Raw genomic sequence first — 18,169 nt, 5'->3', positions numbered from 1 at the left:
TATAATCGAGTCTCTAGAAAGGAGGTGTTCCAGCCGCACCTTCCGGTACGGCTACCTTGTTACGACTTAGCCCTAGTTACCGATCTTGCCCTAGGCCGCTCCTTGCGGTGACGGACTTCAGGCACTCCCGGCTTCCATGGCTTGACGGGCGGTGTGTACAAGGCCCGGGAACGTATTCACCGGATCATGGCTGATATCCGATTACTAGCGATTCCAGCTTCACGGGGTCGAGTTGCAGACCCCGATCCGAACTGTGACCGGTTTTTTAGATTCGCTCCTGCTCGCGCAGTGGCTGCTCATTGTACCGGCCATTGTAGCACGTGTGTAGCCCAGGACGTAAGGGCCGTGATGATTTGACGTCATCCCCACCTTCCTCGCGGTTTGCACCGGCAGTTCCGTTAGAGTCCCCGACATTACTCGCTGGCAACTAACGGTAGGGGTTGCGCTCGTTATAGGACTTAACCTGACACCTCACGGCACGAGCTGACGACAACCATGCAGCACCTTGTAATGAGTCCGAAGAAAAGCCTATCTCTAAGCCTGTCCCACTACATTTAAGCCCTGGTAAGGTTCCTCGCGTATCATCGAATTAAACCACATGCTCCACCGCTTGTGCGGGCCCCCGTCAATTCCTTTGAGTTTCATTCTTGCGAACGTACTCCCCAGGTGGGACACTTATCACTTTCGCTTGGCCGCTGAGGCGTGAGCCCCAACAGCTAGTGTCCATCGTTTACGGCGTGGACTACCGGGGTATCTAATCCCGTTCGCTCCCCACGCTTTCGTCCATCAGCGTCAGTGTGTGGTTAGTGACCTGCCTTCGCAATCGGTGTTCTATGTGATATCTATGCATTTCACCGCTACACCACATATTCCGGCCACTTCACCACAACTCAAGACCAGCAGTATCAAAGGCATTTTACGGTTGAGCCGCAAACTTTCACCCCTGACTTACTGGCCCGCCTGCGGACCCTTTAAACCCAATGATTCCGGATAACGCTCGGACCCTCCGTATTACCGCGGCTGCTGGCACGGAGTTAGCCGGTCCTTATTCGTACGGTACCGTCATCTGCCCACACGTGGGCATTATTCTTCCCGTAAAAAAGCAGTTTACAACCCGTAGGGCCGTCTTCCTGCACGCGGCATGGCTGGATCAGTCTTTCGACCATTGTCCAATATTCCTCACTGCTGCCTCCCGTAGGAGTCTGGTCCGTGTCTCAGTACCAGTGTGGGGGATCCCCCTCTCAGGGCCCCTACCTATCGTAGCAATGGTGAGCCGTTACCTCACCATCAAGCTAATAGGACGCATGGCCATCCTCTACCGCCGAAGCTTTAATTGCTCAAGTGATGCCACTAAGCAATACTACGGGGTATTAATCCGAATTTCTCCGGGCTATCCCCCAGTAAAGGGTAGGTTCCATACGCGTTACGCACCCGTGCGCCACTCGTCAGCGGATTGCAAGCAATCCCTGTTACCGTTCGACTTGCATGTGTTAGGCCTGCCGCTAGCGTTCATCCTGAGCCAGGATCAAACTCTTCATCGTAGAATCTTAAATAACTTAACTCTCGGTAATCCCAGAGGTAACTCCTACAACTTATTTGTCCCAACTCGGTCCAGGTTCTTTTCTTAATTCCTTGACGGATGTTGTTTATTTATTTTGTACAATCACTCCTGCCCGTTATCAGATCCATAGGCCTTTCGACCCAAAACCCCGGACAGAAGCTACGCTGTCTGTCAATATGTCAATGAACTTTTTTCTGTTCCTCGCATCCAGGTTTTACCCCGAAAAGCGGGTGCAAATATAGAATGCTTTTTTGGCTTCCACAAACAGGGAGTGAAAAAAATTTGCTTAAAAATTTCCTAAAGACACAAGTGCTTGTCTGCGTGAGGCTTACAATCCGAACTTTTGAAAAAATCACCCCCGAATTGGCAAGTGTCTCGTAATCAGCGACAGACATATTCCCACCCCGGGAGTCACGGTCCACCCCGGAAAACGGCAGGCGGTCAGGAAAAGAAGTTCCAAACCAGCCCGAAGCGGATGACAAAATCCCTGTAGGGATAGTCTGGCGCAGAATAATAGTTATTACCGGAAAACGACGAGTTAAAGTGTTCCGCCTTCAGATAAATCCTGGTTTGCCGGATCCTGGCATTGATAAAGAAGTCCAGCATCGGAAAACCGCCGAATTCCTCCCGGTCCTGTACGTAGAAATCCCCGAGCAGCGGATTGTACGCATCCATATAGTACGAGGTGAAATACCGGAAGGTAATCCCGGTTTGCAGGAACATGGCCTTTTTAAAGACGTCACTGGAAAAATAAAGCGTATTGCGGGTTACCAGCCTCGGCACATTCAATACAGCCGCATCCTGATCCACCTCCTGATAGAGGAGGGTGTTGTTCAGGGCCCATTTGCCCAGCTGGAATTCCTTCTGGTACTTCACCCGAAGGTGGGTGATGCGGCCCGCCTCCTGAAAAGGGCGCACAAAGGCCTGCTCCTCTCCCGCTGCCAACTGGTCGGCATCGGCCTCCGAACGGAAAAAGGAATAGTTGTCCGTTGAACTGAGTTGTGCCCTGAGAGACCCCAGCCATTCGGAACGCACCTCCCCGAAGAGGCTTTGGACCTGCTCGTTCTCAAAGGTGCCCGAATTATCCCAGTTGTAATTCAGGTAATCCGACTGGTACAACAGAAAGTTGAAATCGGGCTTCCGGGCGCTGTGGTGGATGCCCGCATGCAATTCCAGGGATGTGCCCAGGGGCAGCGTCACGCTCGCATCCAGGTAGGAATCCGTCAGGTCGCCCCCAAGCCCGAGCCCCCCGTCTGCCTCCAGGGTAAGCGGCCCGAAGGACTTTTTCCAGGCAGCCCCGGAAACCAGCTGCTGCCCGGGCAATTGGTTTGGGATCGTCCCGGTGCCTGTCTGCAGGACACTATTAAAGAAATAGGTGTAATCAAAGATGGTAATATATCCTTCGAGCCGACCCAGCCAGCGGTTCTCCAACCCCACCCCGAAGCGGTTGTCAAACGTCTTCAGGTAGGCCTGGTCCCTGACCGGCGTCACCAAAAGGTCGCCGAAGTATTCGGTGGTATTGTTGTTCTGGGAATACTGGTACCATTTGGTTTCATAGGAAAAACGGTGCCTCAAAAACAAATTCCCCATGCCCGGGATGCTGTCGGCACCCTGCCCCAGAAGTCGGAATTCGTGATCTAGGAAATACCGTTTCCCGTTGAGTTCGTTCTGCACGTTGCTAAAGCGGACATCAATCCGGGAGCGGTCCTGGAAATCCGGGTTCCCGGATTCAAATTGATCCGGCGCATTCAATAGCCCGCCATTTTCCTGCCCCTGGATGTCCTGTGCAGCCACGTGGGCCAGGAAGCGATAGCGGCCATCCCGGGTCACGTAGTTGGCAGTGGCACGGAAATTCCCCGATTGGACCTCGTCTTCCTGATATTTCCCCAGGGACCGGAAACCCTTAAACGCGATGGATACATTCAGGCGGCGGCTGAAATTGGAGGTGAGCATGGCGTCCAGCAACTGCCCCTGCTCAAAAGTGGTTTTAAAGAACAGGTCCGTCATCGGAGTAGCGACGTTGTAGTAGCGGATATCCGACGCCTCCATATAATTATAGTGACGCGCCCGGGCACCCATCCTGGGAAACAGGGACTCCCGGTTCAGGTCCACCCCCAGCCGGTTGTAGGGCTGCCCCACATTCGAGAAGGGCATCAGTTCAAAATCGTCGCGCCTGAGGTAGTTGTAACGGTATTCCTTCTGGATGGTGAGCGTGGTATCCAGGTAGGTCGTATCCCGCTCCTGGGTAATAATCTTGTAATCCTTAATGGTGATGGCCGCTTCCGCGCGGCCGGGCGGGACATTCGGGGGAAGTCTCTTTTCCCGGGGCGGGATGGAATCATTCTGGAGGGCAGGCCGGGCCGGGTTGTCCTGGGCCAGTGCCGGATGCAGCACGAGAGCCGATAAAATCAGCAGGCAGTATCGCATAGGGCTTTTCTTCCCCGCAAAGGTACCTTTTTTGTTCCTAAGTATATGTGAAAGTTTCCCTGCTTCCGGCTGGCCTGGCATCTCCCGTGGGGTTTCCCCTGCGGAGGGAAACCAACCGGTTAACGCAAAAATTTGCTACCTTGGAAGGCTTTACGCATTTTAGCAAAAAAATTGATATGAATCGCATACTATTCGTTACCTGCCTCCTGGCAGCAGGGATTGCTCAGGCCCAATTCAACCCGGGCGCCCCCTGGATGCGACAGCTCGAAAAAAGTAAGGGGGCCACCGCGAAAGCCTCCGGTCAGCGCTATACATTGCCGGAAATCTCCGCTGCCTTCGACGCCTACTGGTCCGGGCGGGACTGGGAAGCCAGGGGAAGTGGCTTCAAACCGTATAAACGCTGGGAAAACTACTGGCAGTACTTTGCCAATGCGGATGGTTACCTGCCGACCGCCAGGGAACTCTGGCAGGCCTGGGAACGCAAAGCAGACCGTACGGGATTTGACGTGAACCCCGTCAGTGCCTGGACCTCCGTGGGGCCTTTTGCCCCCGGGATTTTTGCCGGGCAACTGCCGGGTACGGGACGGTTGAACGCCGTAGCGGTAGACCCGAACAACCCGGACACCTGGTATGTGGGGGCTCCGGCAGGGGGCATCTGGAAATCCACCGATGCCGGGGGCACCTGGACAAACCTGTTCGACAATTTCCCGCAGATCGGCGTCTCGGGGATCGCCATCGACCCGCAGAATTCAGACATTATCTACATAGCCACCGGGGACGACGACGCAGGGGATTCCTTCAGCGTAGGGGTTTTCCGCTCGGACGACGGGGGCGTTACCTGGTCCGAAACGGGACTGAATCCGGAAAACACGAGCGTCAGTACGCTGATGAACGAAATCGTCATCGACCCGACGGATTCCAGCACCCTTTGGGTGGGGACCACGAGCGGGTTGTTTAAATCGACGGATGCCGGGGCGAACTGGTCGAATGTGCAGTCCGGCAATATCAAAGACTTCAAACTCAAACCCGGCGACCCCAACACGGTGTACGCCGTCACCAACAGCCGGTTCTACAAGAGTACGGACGGGGAGACTTTTACGCTGCTGGAGAACAGCGCCCTCCCGGAGGAATCCGGCCGGCTTGTCCTGGGGGTGTCCCTGGCCGACCCGAACCGGGTCTATGTACTGAGTGCGAACACCTCGGCCGAGGATTTCAGTTTCCAGGGGTTGTACGAGTCTACAAATTCCGGGGACAGTTTCAGTGTAACGCTGAATTCCGAAGACCTGATGGAATCCAGCCAGGCCTGGTTTGACCTGGCCCTGGAGGTATCCCCCACCGATGCGGACGAATTGTATGTGGGTTGCCTGAATATCTGGAAGAGTACGGACGGGGGGGATTCCTTCGAAAAACTCAACGAGTGGTTTGTCAACGACGCCGCGTACACCCACGCGGACATCCACACCCTCCGCATTTTTAACGGGAAGCTCTTTGCGGGAACCGACGGCGGCCTTTATGTGACGGAAGATGGGGGCGAGACTTTTGAGGACCTGACCAGCGGCATGGCCATCGGACAGTTCTACCGCCTTTCCGTTTCGGGATCGGATGCAGGGATCATGACGGGCGGCCTGCAGGACAATGGCGGACAGGTACTCGGGGCGGCCAACTGGAACAACTGGCACGGGGGAGACGGAATGGACAACGTCATCGACCCAATGAACAATTCCGTGGTGTACGGTTTTTCCCAGTTCGGCGGGGTACTTTACCTCTCCACGGACGCCGGGCAATCCATCGGCTTTTTGGGATCGCCTTTTGACGATAACGGCAGACGGCTCCAGGGCAACTGGATCACCCCTCTGGCCATCGGGCCGGACGGCACCGTATATGCCGGTTACGATGCGGTCTATAAGCTAACCGGGAATGCCTGGGAAAAGGTTTCCCTGGGGCTCGGGAATACGGTGGAAGACGTCGAGGTGTCCGCCAGCGACCCGCAGGTACTGTACGCCGCCGAAGGGAGCGACCTGTATTTCAGCGAGGACGGGGGCGAGAATTTCCTGAAGGTAGCCACCCTTCCGACGGAAATCGCCGACATCGCCATCCACCACGAAAATCCGAATATCGCCTGGGCGGTGACTTCCGACCGCGTCGGGGTTCCCCAGGCTTTCCAGCCAACCAACCGGGGGGTGTATAAAATCACCGTCACAGGGTCCGACGGGGAAGTGGAAGAAATCACGGGCAACCTCCCTCAAGACCAGGCCTATTTCTCGATCGTCCACCAGGGGCGGCACACGGACAACCCGGTCTATGTGGGTACGAGTCTGGGGGTATACCGCCTGGACGATACACGAACCGAATGGGAGGATTATTTTACCGGGCTGCCCAGTGTGGCCGTCAGCGACCTGGAGATCAGCCTGGACGACGAGATCCTGACAGCATCCACCTACGGTCGGGGCGTCTGGCAGTCGCCCATCCCGGTACAACAGCCCGACAACGACCTGCGGTTGTTGTCCGTGAGTCCGGCTTCCGGCTCCATCCTGTGTACGACGGATGCCATCCCGCAGATTTCCGTAGAAAACAAAGGGTTGAACAGTATCAGCCAGGTAGCGGTAAGCTATCGTGTCAACGGCGGGGCGCTGAATGAATTTACCGAAACCATCGACCTGGCGAGCGGGGCAACCGGAACCATCGACCTGCCTGCCATCAATATCGGGGGAGCGGGCGAAATCCTCCTGGAGGTGTCGGCCACTGTTTCCGGGGATGCTTTTAATGAAAACAACGACGGCCAGGTGCGATTCTTTACCAACAATACGGCCGGGCCGAATGAGCGGAACGATTTTGAAGATGCCGCGGACGATTTGGTGGCCTTTAACGCCAACGGGGACGGCAGTGAATGGGAACGGGGCGTACCCCAGGGGGAAGTCCTGAATGCGGCCGCCTCCGGCACCCGCGTATACGGGACAAACCTGGACGGCGACCACGCGGATGCCACCAAGGCGTTCCTCCTGACCCCCTGCTATGATTTCACATCTTTCCTGGCACCGGTGCTGCGCTTTAACATGGCGTACGACCTGGAGGTGAATTTCGATATCGTCTACGTGGAATATTCGACAGACGGCGGGGATACCTGGAACCTGCTGGGTTCTGTCGACAGCCAGCCCAACTGGTACACGAGCAACCGGACGAATGCGAGCAGCGGGGCAGAAGACGACTGCCAGAATTGCCCGGGCGCCCAATGGACGGGAACCGACGACGAGATGAAGGAGTACGCCTACGATTTTGCCCTGAATGCCTCCCTGGGGGAGACCGACCTGACAGCGGAAGCAAACATCGTCTTCCGGCTGGTATTCCACTCCGATCCGGCTGTAACCCAGGAAGGCGTTGTGGTAGACGATTTGGGGGTTTCCGGGCTCATCGACGATGAGGACGACGACGACGACGGGGTCCTGGACGAAAACGACAACTGCCCGCTTACCGCCAATGCGGGGCAGGAAGACGGAGACGGAGACGGGATCGGGGATATCTGCGACAACGACGACGACAACGACGGGGTACCGGACAACCAGGACAACTGCCCGCTGACCCCCAATGCAGACCAGGCCGACCAGGATATGGACGGGATCGGGGACGTGTGTGACGATGATTCGGACAACGACGGCGTGCCCAACACGGCCGATGCCTGCCCGGATACGCCCCAGGGCACCACTGTAGACACCTCCGGCTGCGAAGCCTTCAGCCTGCCGACGGAAAACTTCCGGGTGCGCACCACCGGGGAATCCTGTATTTCCAGCAACAACGGCACCATCCGGGTGGAAGCGGTGGAAGCCCTGGATTATACAGCGACGCTGACCGGGGATGCAGGCACCTTTGAGGAGTCGTTTACCGAGGCAGTAACTTTTCCGGACCTGCCGGCCGGGAGCTATCAACTCTGTATTGGCGTGGTGGGTCAGTCAGGATATGAAATCTGTTTTGATACGGCGATTGACCAACCCGAAGCGCTGTCTGTCAGTTCGCAGATCCGCACCCTGGATCAGGAAGTGGAACTCGAACTTAGCGGGGGGACGGAATACATCATCCAGTGGAACGGGAAAACCTACCGGACTGACGGGGGAAGCATCCGTCTGCCCATCGAAAAACCCAGTAACGAGCTGTCGGTTTCCACCGGCCTGAGTTGCCAGGGCACCTATACGGAAACGGTAGTGGTCAGCAACACGCCCCTGATTTACCCGAACCCCGTGGGCAACGAAGATCTGAATATCTACCTGGGCGGCACGGCTTCCGGGAATGCGGAAATTGCCCTCTATGCACTCAGCGGCACCCGCGTACTGGCCAAGCGTATTCCGGTGGCAGCCTCCGAAATGCTGATCAACATGAGCGGGTATCCCGCCGGGGTCTACATCCTGAATGTCCGGACCGGGGATTCCCTGAGAATCTATAAAATTGTGAAGAAATGAAAATTGTAAAAGGCATTACCGGGAGTTTATTTTTCCTGCTGCTCGCGTGCGGCGGCGGTGGGTCCGACGACCCCGAGCCCGAACCCCAACCCGATCCGCCCTCGGCGGCAACCCTGATTTTCCCGGGAAACAATACGGAGTGTACCGAAGGGGAAATCATTAGCCCTACCCAGAGCCGGATCACTTTTCAGTGGAACCTGTCGCAGAACACGGATAGCTACGAGCTCATAGTGCGCAACCTCAACACAAATTCCGAGTTGAGCACCACCACGAATACCAATGAGGCCACCCTCTCAGTAAACCGCGGCACCCCCTACCAGTGGCAGGTGGTGTCCCGTGCCAACGGGGTCAGCGAAACAGCTGCGAGCCCTACCTGGCGCTTCTATAACGAAGGCCCGGGGGTAGAAAATTACGCCCCCTTCCCCGCCCAGGCCATCGCCCCGGCCCGGGGCGCGCATCTGGAAACGGCCTCTGAAGTTACCCTGGAATGGTCCGGTTCGGACGTGGATGGCGATATCGAAGGATACGAGGTTTTCCTGGGTACCGGGCCGGGCGCCCTGGAATCGGTGGGCACCACCGGAGCGGGCGAAACGACCCTGACCGTGCCGGTTGCCGCTGCCACCACTTATTACTGGCGGGTGACCACATCGGATTCTGTCGGCAACTCCTCGGAATCGGAGCTGTTTGAATTCCTGGTGCAATAAACCAACACTTCCCAGAAACTGACGCGGATGCTCGAAGCCTATTACAGTTGCGCCCTGGAAGCCGGCACGGACGAAGCCGGCCGCGGGTGCCTGGCCGGGCCGGTTACGGCAGCCGCTGTGATCTTACCGGAGCGTTTTGAAGACCCGCTCCTGAACGACAGCAAGAAGCTCAGCGCGGACCAGCGGGAACGATTGGCGCCGAAAATCCTCCGGGAGGCCCTGGCAACCGGGGTGGCCCATATCCCCCCCGCCACCATCGACGAAATCAACATCCTGCAGGCATCGCTTCAGGCCATGCACCGGGCCCTGGACCAACTCGGGATGCGCCCGGAAGCCATCGCGGTAGACGGGAACCGCTTCCTTCCCTATGAGGGGATTCCCTACCAGTGCCTGGTCCGGGGGGATGGGCGGTACCTGAACATCGCGGCGGCCTCCGTCCTGGCCAAGACGGCCCGGGATGCCCGCATGCGGGAACTGCACCGGGAATACCCCCAATACGGCTGGGACCGCAACAAAGGGTATCCCACACAGGAACACCGGGAGGCCCTCCGGAAACACGGGCCTTCCCCCTATCACCGGCAAAGCTTCCGGTTGCTGCCGGAGCAATTGAAATTCCGGTTCTAGGTGCTACATTTGCCTAAAAAGAACCCGATTTTGAAGATTCCCGGCCTCGTCCTGCTTGCATGCCTTCTGACCGCATTGTCCTCCTGCGTACAAAGGGACAGGGATTCGGCAAATCCCTGGGGCCTGATTCCCGCGTCTTCCGATGTGGTTTTGCAGCTCCACGACGTTGAACGATTCCGGTCCGAATACCGCAATAACGGGTTGCTACGGCATTACCGGGAAGTATCCGGCGGGAATCGCCTCTTCGGGGTACTCGACCAGGTGCTGGAACTCGAGCTGGGTCCGGGATGCCTGGTGGCCGTAACCGGAGACCCGGGCGAAGACCCCCGGTGGCTTGTGGTTTTTGAAGAGGTTTGGCAACCGGTCCCCGATTCCGTCGGGGCCGCCGGGAGCAGCCCTGTCGGGACGCCTGCGGATTCGTCCGGGCTGGTAGCGGAAAAAGTCGGAGCGATACGCCTGTTGAGCAATTCGGCCTCCCTGATAGCGGAGGCCACCGGGAATGAAACGGATTCGGGGAACCCACTCCTGCGGGCAGCACGGACTGCGAATCCCCGGACTTCCGCCTCCCTGTTCCTGCCCATGGGACACGCGCATCCCCTGGAAGCGTTCCTCCTGGGCAAAGTATCCGGAAAACCGATTGCGCCGGGCGCCGCCTGGTCCGCCTTCGACCTGCAATTGCGATCCGATGCCCTCCTGTTCCAGGGCATTGAAGTACGTCCGGACAGTCTCTGGGACAACCGGGCCATCCTCAGGGGTATCCCTGCGTTGCCGTTGGGGGAAGTTGCCAGGGTGCCCCCGGCCGGAACCTCCGCGCTCTATACGCTATCTTTGGGAGACCCGGGCAAGTTCCTCCAGAACCAGGAGCGCATCCTCGGCAGGCCGAATCCGCATCCCGGGCTCCTTGAAAGTGTGGAACACCTCGGGGTGTTCAACCTCTCGGGCGAAACCCTGGCGGTCCTGGTGAGCGTCAATCCCACGGCCGTGATCGATGGCCTCCGGCCTCAGCTGGACCAGCTGGACTCCTTCCAGGATGCCGGCGTATACGCCCTTCGGGATCCCGCAGCGCTGATGGCTGCTTTTGACCCATTGCTAAAGGGCATCCCGGAGCCGGGTTTTTTAGGTGCTTTTGGCAATTATTTTGTCCTGGGGCCCAGCCTTGAAGGCGTCCGGAATGTCATCAGCTCTTACAAACGGGAAGATTCGTACGCCGCAAACGGCACCTATGACCGCCTGCAACCCTTCCTGGCGTCAGAATCCACCTCCTTCGTACTCGCCGACCATCCCGGGGAGGCCGGTTTCCTGACCGACAGCCTCTCCGTGCTGGGGCTCCCCGAACCGATTGCGGGTGAAATGCCTTCGGATTACCTGTATAGCGCCCAGCTGAATAGCTCGGAAGGCTACGACCTGCTGGAATACCAGTTCCGGAAAAAAGACGACCCGACGGGCAGCGGGGCCTCGGTGAGCCTGGCCTTTACCCGGAAACTCGAAGGACAGGTAATGGCCGGGCCTTTTATGCTCAGGAACCACCGGACAGGCGGCATGGACCTGGCCGTCCAGGACGACAGGAACCAGCTTTACCTGTATTCCGCCAGCGGGGACCTGTATTGGAAAAAGGAACTGGCGGGGCCCATCCAGGGGGCCATCCATCAGGTAGACCTGTTTAAAAACGGCCGCTTCCAGATGGCTTTTACACTTCCCGGGGCCCTGATGGTGCTGGACCGGGACGGAAACCCCGTTGCCCCCTTCCCCAAAAAATTCGAAGGCGGGACGCTCGGGCCCCTGGCCCTGTTTGACTACGACAACAACCGGAATTACCGGCTCGTTTTCAACGACGGGCAAAAGATCTATATGTTCGACGGTCAGGGGCGCGATGTGAGTGGGTTTAAATTCCGGGATGCCGGCAGCCCCCCAATCGGCCCGCCGGATCATATCCGCATCGGCAGTCGGGATTACCTGGTCTTCCGGCTGGAAGACGGACGCCTGAGGATCCTCAACCGGGTGGGGGATACGCGCATACGCGTCGAGGAGCGATTCGACTTTTCCGGTAACGGCATTTACCTTTACCGCGATAAATTCGCCTTCACCGAGAAATCCGGCAACCTGGTTACCATCGACACCCGGGGCAGGATCAACCGAACCGCCCTGAACCTCAACGCGGATCACGGCATGTATGCAACGGCCCATACCCTGACGCTGATGAACGACAACGTGTTCCAGGTCAAGGGCAACCGCGCAGAGCTCGAACTGGGGGTATACACGGCCCCGCGAATTTTCTACCTGTACGATATCATCTATGTGGGCGTTACGGATATCCAGACCCAGAAACTCTACCTGTTCCGCAGCGACGCTTCCCGCCTGAAGGGCTTCCCCGTTGAGGGAAACGGCCTCCCCGACATGGCGGACATGGATGGGGACCGCAACCCCGAACTGGGCGTCAAATTCCGCGACAGCCTGATTGCCGTATACAGGATACAGCGGTAAGCAACCTGCTGCCATCGATACCATTTTCCCCGCGGATTATACATCCAAAACGGTATCTGTACATCTGTTTTGTATCTTTAGGAGAATCGTTAAACCACAAAGAACACACCGATGAAAATGCTTACCTCCGGGATTCGGATTTTCCTTACAGCCGGCTTATTCCTGCTGTATATTCCGGATGCCAACAGCCAATTTTTAAAGAAACTGGGCAAACGGGCGCGGGAGGCTGCCGAGCGCACTGTGGAACAGCGCGTGGACGAGGAAGCCACCAAAAAGACGGACCAGGCCCTGGACAGTATTCTCGAACCCGGATCCGGCGGCCCGGCGGAAAGCCCGGCACCCCCGATAGGCGGAAACGAGCCCGATGCCGGCGCCGGCAGCGGAAACACCCCGGCTGCGGGCGGCGGGAACAATCCTTCCTCCAATAGCGGAACCCCTTCTGCCGCATCGGGACCCAAGTCATTGGAGGTATATAGCAAATTCGATTTTGTCCCGGGGGACGAAGTGCTTTTTTACGACGACTTCGGGGACGACTTTATCGGGGATTTCCCGGCCAGGTGGAACACGAACGGGGGCGGCCAGGTGGTTACCTTCGGGGACGACAGCGGCAAATGGCTCGAACTCGTATCGGGTAACCGCACCTACTATGTCCCCAATCTGGACAACCTGCCCGAGGACTTCACCCTGGAATTTGACTTGCAGGCATCCGGCATGGACCGGCAAACATCCTCCACGGCCGTCCTCCAGGTGCTCCTGGACGACAACGGTGGGTTTGAAAAAGGATCGGATTACGTCCTGGCCAACCTGCCGATGGTGCAGTATACCCCCGGGGGTATCCGGGTACAGAACCTGATCAACTCGGAACGGACCATTTCCAATACCGTAAAACTGGATATCCGCGAAAACATCCAGAACCGGCCGCATATTTCCATCGCGGTCAACGGAGAGCGGTTCCGCCTGTATGTTGACGAAAATAAGCATATCGACATTCCCCGGATGATCGGCCCGGGCGGGCCCCTGTCCCATGTGAAATTTCAGCTGACGGGGGTCAAATCCGGCAAGGAGAAAGTATTTATTTCCAACGTGAAGATCGCCAAGGGAGGCGAGGACCTGAGGCGAAAACTGCTCGCCGAGGGATCCATCTCCACAAACGCCATCCTCTTCGATTCCGGCTCGGCCAACCTGCAACCGAGGTCCATGGGCGTCATCCGGCAGATTTCCCAGGTCCTGCAACAGGACGGGGGCATGTCGCTGCAAATCGTGGGGCATACGGATTCGGACGGAGATGCCGACGCGAATGTGGCTTTGTCCCAGGCGCGGGCCGAAGCGGTAAAAAAGGCGCTGGTAGACGTGTACGGCGTAGACGCAGGCCGTCTGAGCACCCTGGGCAAGGGGGAGTCCGAGCCGGTCTCCGACAACAACAGCCCGGCCGGGAAAGCACAGAACCGTCGCGTGGAATTCATCCGGCAATAACCGAAACACCCTCCTCTACAGAGGGTGTCAATTCACAGATAACAAACAGATACGCAACCAAATAAAACTTGAGCAAATGAACCTTATTCAGAAACCCGTTCAATGGATCTCCACATTCGTCTTGGCCCTCTGCCTTTTGCCCGCCGTTTCCACGGCCCAGGAATGCAGCGCATACTACCCGCTACAGGAGGGCGTGCGGATGGAATACACCATGTACAACCGGAAGGACAAGGTAGAAGGCACCCAATGGCAGGAGGTGACCGAGGTAGCCGAAACCTCCGAGGGCCTGGTGGCCCAGATGAATATGGGTTTCAGCGACAACAAGGGCAAGAATTCCTATGAAACCTCCTACGGCATCACCTGTACGGGGACCGCAATTCGCATCGACTACGAATCCCTGCTTTCCGGCCAGATGATGGAGCAATTCGGAGATGCCGAAGCGGAAATCACCGGCACGGACCTGGAGTTGCCCAACAACCTGTCCGAGGGGCAGCAGCTCCCGGACGCAAATGTCTCCATGAAGGTAAAAATGAGCGGCATCAACATGAATATGCAGGTGGACATGACCAACCGGAAGGTGGAGAAAAAGGAAACCGTCAGCACGCCGGCGGGCGAATTCGATTGCTACGTGATCTACAGTGAAACCCAATCCAAGATGATGATGGCCAACCAAACCTTCCCGCAACGCACCTGGCTGGCGGAGGGCGTGGGCATGGTCAAGTCCGAGAGCTATAACAAAAATGGCAAGCTTACGAGCCGGATGGTCCTGTCTTCGATTTCCCGTTAGTCCGGCGCGAAATCCCGGGGGATATCAATCCGGCTGCACGGGGAGGCTTTCCGCCCCGAAAAGTTCCGAAAAATGGGTGAGCAATTGCTGTTTCACCTCCCGGGTGGGTATGTGGCGCCCGAGTTCGGCGCTGAGGGAAGTCACCGATTTGTCGCGGATGCCGCAGGGAATCATCAGGTCAAAATAGGCGAGGTCCGTATTGATATTAAAGGCAAAGCCGTGCATGGTAACCCAACGGCTGGCCCGCACCCCCAGGGCACAAATTTTCCGGGCCCGGGACGTACCGGCATCCAGCCAGACTCCTGTTTCCCCTTCGGACCGGACCCCTTTGAGCCCGTACCCGGCCAATGTCCGGATCACCATTTCCTCCAGCAGGCGCAGATACTTGTGGATATCCGTGAAGAAATTCTCCAGGTCCAGGATCGGGTAGCCCACAATCTGTCCGGGCCCGTGGTAGGTGATGTCCCCGCCCCGGTTGATATGGTAGAAGGAGGCGCCTTTTTCCCGTAAAACCGCCTCACTCACAAGCAGGTTGGACTTGTCCCCGCTTTTCCCCAGGGTATAGACATGGGGGTGTTCCACAAAGAGGAAGTGGTTGGGAGTGGCATCGGAATTCCCCTCCCGCCGGTTCCGGATTTTCCGGTCCAGGATGTCCCGGAACAGGGACTCCTGATACTCCCAGGTTTCCTTGTAGTCCCGGAAGCCGAGGTCCTGTACCTGTACCTTTTTGTTCATGCTGCAAAGGTACGCAACCTAAAGATATCGTCCGGGGTCACTCCTCGAGTTCCACCCGGATATCCAGGACGCCAGGATCCCTCAGGTACTCCATGAATTCCACCTCCTGAATGAGGGTTTTTCCATCCATACTCAGGGTGGCCGTCTCGGAACTCGCAGAACGGATCCGGGAGGGGAAATGGATTTTGAGCGTATAGGTAGAGCCGGAGAGAAACATTGCGGTACCTTCCAGGCTGTCCAGGCGCTGCCTGTGCAACACGGAATCGGTGATTTCGGAGCGGCGGCTGAACACCCGGTCGCCGAAGCGATAGGATACCCGCGTACTCTCATAGATTTCCGGGGTCCCCGGCATGGCCCCCGCATTGGGTTCCGGATCCAGGGAGCCCGCCCGCTGGAAGGCGTTAAAGGACTCTTCCACCTCAGCCAGGCTGGCAAAATCCCTTTCCAGGGTAAAGAGCATTTCCCCCGCTGCCGGGTTGCTCTGCATACGCAGCCGGTAGGGTTCCAGGCTTTTCAGTCGCTCCTGCTCGGCCAGCGGCAGGGTAGCGATACTGTCCTTTTTTTCTTCGAGGATTTCTGAAAAATATACCACGGAATCCATGGCCACACTCGTGGAGTCCAGCAGTTCCTCCCCGGCCATCTCCAGCATCCCCGAGCCGTCGAAACTCAGGGCGATGGATCCGGAACCGTCCGGCTCCAGGTAAATTTCCTCGGTCAAATTGCAGGCCCCTGCAACGGCCAGCAGGGCCAACAGGGTGCCATATCGGATTGATTTCATACGCAGAAAGGCAACTGCTGCCGGTTTGGTTGCCCGGCAAGATGCGAAAATGCGGCTAATTCGGGTTATTCAGGATGATCAGGGCTGCAATTACCCCGGGGACCCAACCGCATAGTGTTAAAAGTAACACAATCAGGAAAGAACCGCAACCCTTTCCGATAACCGACAAGGGCGGGAAAATAATGGCCAGTAATACGCGTAAAAAACTCATGACTCGGGATTTGATCGATGCACTTATGGGACGCACTTTTGTCGCAATTGTTACAATCATTTCACGCCTGCCCTGCCGGTTTCCGCAATGGGCCTGCCTGCAAGCGAGTCGACTCATTGGCAGGTTGCCCCATTCAACCTATATTTGCAGGGCTTAAATCCTTGAGAATGCAGCTTTCGGAACAAGAAATCATCCGCCGGGAAAAACTCCGGCAACTTCGCGAACTCGGAATCGACCCTTACCCGGCCGAAAAATACCCTGTGGACACCCTCTCCTCCTCCGTACGGGAGAACTACGAGGAAGGGAAACACGTGGTCATGGCCGGCCGGCTGATGTCCCGCCGCATCCAGGGAAAGGCCTCTTTTGCAGAATTGCAGGACAGCGCCGGACGGATCCAGTTGTACTTCAACCGGGACGAAATCTGTGAAGGGGAGGATAAGTCGGCCTATAACGACATCTATAAAAAACTGCTCGACATCGGCGATATCATCGGGATCGAGGGGGAGCTCTTTAAGACCCAGGTAGGGGAGAAAACGGTCCGGGTAAAGCGGTTTACGCTCCTGAGCAAGGCCCTGCGCCCCCTGCCCCTGCCCAAAAAGGATGCGGAGGGGAAGGTTTTCGACGAGTTCAACGACCCGGAACAGCGTTACCGCATGCGGTACGTGGACCTGGTGGTAAACCCGAACGTCCGGGAGACCTTTGTCAAGCGAACCAAAATCACCAACAGCATCCGCCGCTTCTTTAACGAGAAGGGCTACCTGGAGGTGGAAACGCCCATCCTGCAACCCATCCCGGGGGGTGCGGCGGCAAGGCCCTTCCAGACCCACCACAATGCGCTGGGCATTCCGCTCTACCTGCGTATCGCCAATGAACTCTATCTGAAAAGGCTCATTGTCGGGGGGTTTGACGGGGTATACGAATTTGCCAAGGACTTCCGGAACGAAGGGATGGACCGGACCCACAACCCGGAATTTACCGTCATGGAACTCTACGTGGCCTACAAGGATTACAACTGGATGATGGAGACCACCGAGCAACTCCTGGAACGGGTAGCCCGGGAAGCCAATGGCAGCACCCGGGTCAGCGCCGGGGGGGAAACCATCGACTTCAAGGCGCCCTACCCAAGGGTCCCAATCCTGGATGCCATCAGGGAGCACACGGGGATCGACGTGGACGGCATGGACGAAGCCGCCCTGCGGGACGCGGCGGCCGGCCTGGGGATTGAGGTAGACGAGAGCATGGGCGTGGGCAAGCTGATCGACGAGATCTTCGGCGAATGCTGCGAACACCACTATGTTCAACCCACTTTTATCATCGACTACCCCAAAGAGATGAGCCCGCTTACCAAGGCCCACCGGTCCAAACCCGGGCTTACCGAGCGGTTCGAACTCCTGGTCAACGGGAAGGAGATCGCGAACGCCTACTCCGAGCTGAACGACCCGATCGACCAAAGGGAGCGGTTTGAGGAGCAATTAAAGCTCTCCGAGAAAGGCGACGACGAAGCGATGTTCATCGACCGGGATTTCCTGCGGGCCCTCGAGTTCGGGATGCCCCCGACTTCCGGGATCGGGATCGGGATCGACCGCCTGGTGATGCTGCTCACGGACAACTCCTCCATACAGGAAGTATTGTTCTTCCCCCAGATGAAACCGGAAAAGAAGCCGCTGGAGCTCAACGACGAGGAAAAAGCCATTGTGAATATCCTCCGGCCTGCCGCCGAAATGGATCTCGGCATCCTGAAGGAAAAGGCCGGCCTGAGCAACAAAAAATGGGATAAGGCTACCAAGTCCCTGGCTAAAAAGGGGTTGTTTGAGGTGTCCAAAACGGAAGACGGCCTCCTGGCCCGGTTTAAAGCTTGATCTTCAGGCCCCGCCTGCCGGCACGCGACTCTGCTGGCGTGTTGTGCCCGGGCGTCAAAAGAATTTCGCCATTGCCAAAAA

The 18,169-nt window shown here is 57.4% G+C and carries 11 protein-coding genes and 1 rRNA gene; 7 read left to right on the top strand and 5 right to left on the bottom strand.

Features of this window, described 5'->3' with window-relative positions; translation table 11 throughout:
- Window positions 1–17 precede the first annotated feature (17 nt).
- Window positions 18–1,541: ribosomal RNA gene (locus RB2501_RS05885) — 16S ribosomal RNA — on the bottom strand.
- Between the two features lie 461 nt (window positions 1,542–2,002).
- Window positions 2,003–3,988: a putative porin gene (locus RB2501_RS05880; RefSeq protein WP_041327022.1), complete on the bottom strand. Its 1,986-nt coding sequence runs from the start codon at window positions 3,986–3,988 to the stop codon at window positions 2,003–2,005.
- A 176-nt stretch (window positions 3,989–4,164) separates the two neighbouring features.
- Here RB2501_RS05880 and RB2501_RS05875 point away from each other — a divergent pair, with 176 nt between their 5' ends.
- From RB2501_RS05875 to RB2501_RS05850, 6 genes are all read left to right on the top strand, one after another.
- Window positions 4,165–8,436, top strand: coding sequence for a thrombospondin type 3 repeat-containing protein (locus tag RB2501_RS05875; protein WP_041327535.1), 4,272 nt, complete (start codon window positions 4,165–4,167; stop codon window positions 8,434–8,436).
- A complete protein-coding gene (locus RB2501_RS05870; RefSeq protein ID WP_015753847.1) occupies window positions 8,433–9,140 on the top strand; it encodes a hypothetical protein in 708 nt (235 codons plus the stop codon). The genes RB2501_RS05875 and RB2501_RS05870 overlap by 4 nt, the downstream gene beginning before the upstream one ends.
- Window positions 9,141–9,167: 27 nt before the next feature.
- The gene (locus RB2501_RS05865; RefSeq protein ID WP_015753846.1) at window positions 9,168–9,764 is read left to right on the top strand and encodes a ribonuclease HII; all 597 of its coding nucleotides are present in this window, start codon (window positions 9,168–9,170) and stop codon (window positions 9,762–9,764) included.
- A 30-nt stretch (window positions 9,765–9,794) separates the two neighbouring features.
- Window positions 9,795–12,245, top strand: a complete 2,451-nt coding sequence (locus tag RB2501_RS05860) for a hypothetical protein (protein ID WP_041327021.1) — start codon at window positions 9,795–9,797, stop codon at window positions 12,243–12,245.
- Window positions 12,246–12,356: 111 nt separating this feature from the next.
- Window positions 12,357–13,718 carry an OmpA family protein gene (locus RB2501_RS05855; protein WP_015753844.1) on the top strand — a complete coding sequence of 454 codons (1,362 nt, stop codon included), beginning with the start codon at window positions 12,357–12,359 and terminating at the stop codon, window positions 13,716–13,718.
- 76 nt (window positions 13,719–13,794) lie between these two features.
- The gene (locus RB2501_RS05850) at window positions 13,795–14,505 is read left to right on the top strand and encodes a TapB family protein (RefSeq protein WP_015753843.1); all 711 of its coding nucleotides are present in this window, start codon (window positions 13,795–13,797) and stop codon (window positions 14,503–14,505) included.
- Between the two features lie 24 nt (window positions 14,506–14,529).
- Here the strand turns inward: RB2501_RS05850 and lipB are convergent, their stop codons facing one another.
- The 3 genes from lipB to RB2501_RS15960 are packed head-to-tail and all read right to left on the bottom strand — an operon-like array spanning window position 14,530 to window position 16,229.
- Window positions 14,530–15,240, bottom strand: coding sequence for a lipoyl(octanoyl) transferase LipB (gene lipB / locus RB2501_RS05845; RefSeq protein WP_015753842.1), 711 nt, complete (start codon window positions 15,238–15,240; stop codon window positions 14,530–14,532).
- 37 nt (window positions 15,241–15,277) lie between these two features.
- The gene (locus tag RB2501_RS05840; RefSeq protein ID WP_015753841.1) at window positions 15,278–16,018 is read right to left on the bottom strand and encodes a hypothetical protein; all 741 of its coding nucleotides are present in this window, start codon (window positions 16,016–16,018) and stop codon (window positions 15,278–15,280) included.
- A gap of 55 nt (window positions 16,019–16,073) precedes the next feature.
- Window positions 16,074–16,229: a YqaE/Pmp3 family membrane protein gene (locus tag RB2501_RS15960; protein ID WP_083760689.1), complete on the bottom strand. Its 156-nt coding sequence runs from the start codon at window positions 16,227–16,229 to the stop codon at window positions 16,074–16,076.
- Between the two features lie 167 nt (window positions 16,230–16,396).
- On the opposite strand from RB2501_RS15960, the gene lysS reads away from it, so the two are divergent.
- A complete protein-coding gene (gene lysS / locus RB2501_RS05835; protein WP_015753840.1) occupies window positions 16,397–18,088 on the top strand; it encodes a lysine--tRNA ligase in 1,692 nt (563 codons plus the stop codon).
- Window positions 18,089–18,169 lie beyond the last annotated feature (81 nt).

Source organism: Robiginitalea biformata HTCC2501 (genome assembly GCF_000024125.1).
Lineage (GTDB): Bacteria > Bacteroidota > Bacteroidia > Flavobacteriales > Flavobacteriaceae > Robiginitalea > Robiginitalea biformata.
Note: the sequence above shows the minus strand (reverse complement) of the source record. Positions and strands in the feature narration are given on the sequence as shown.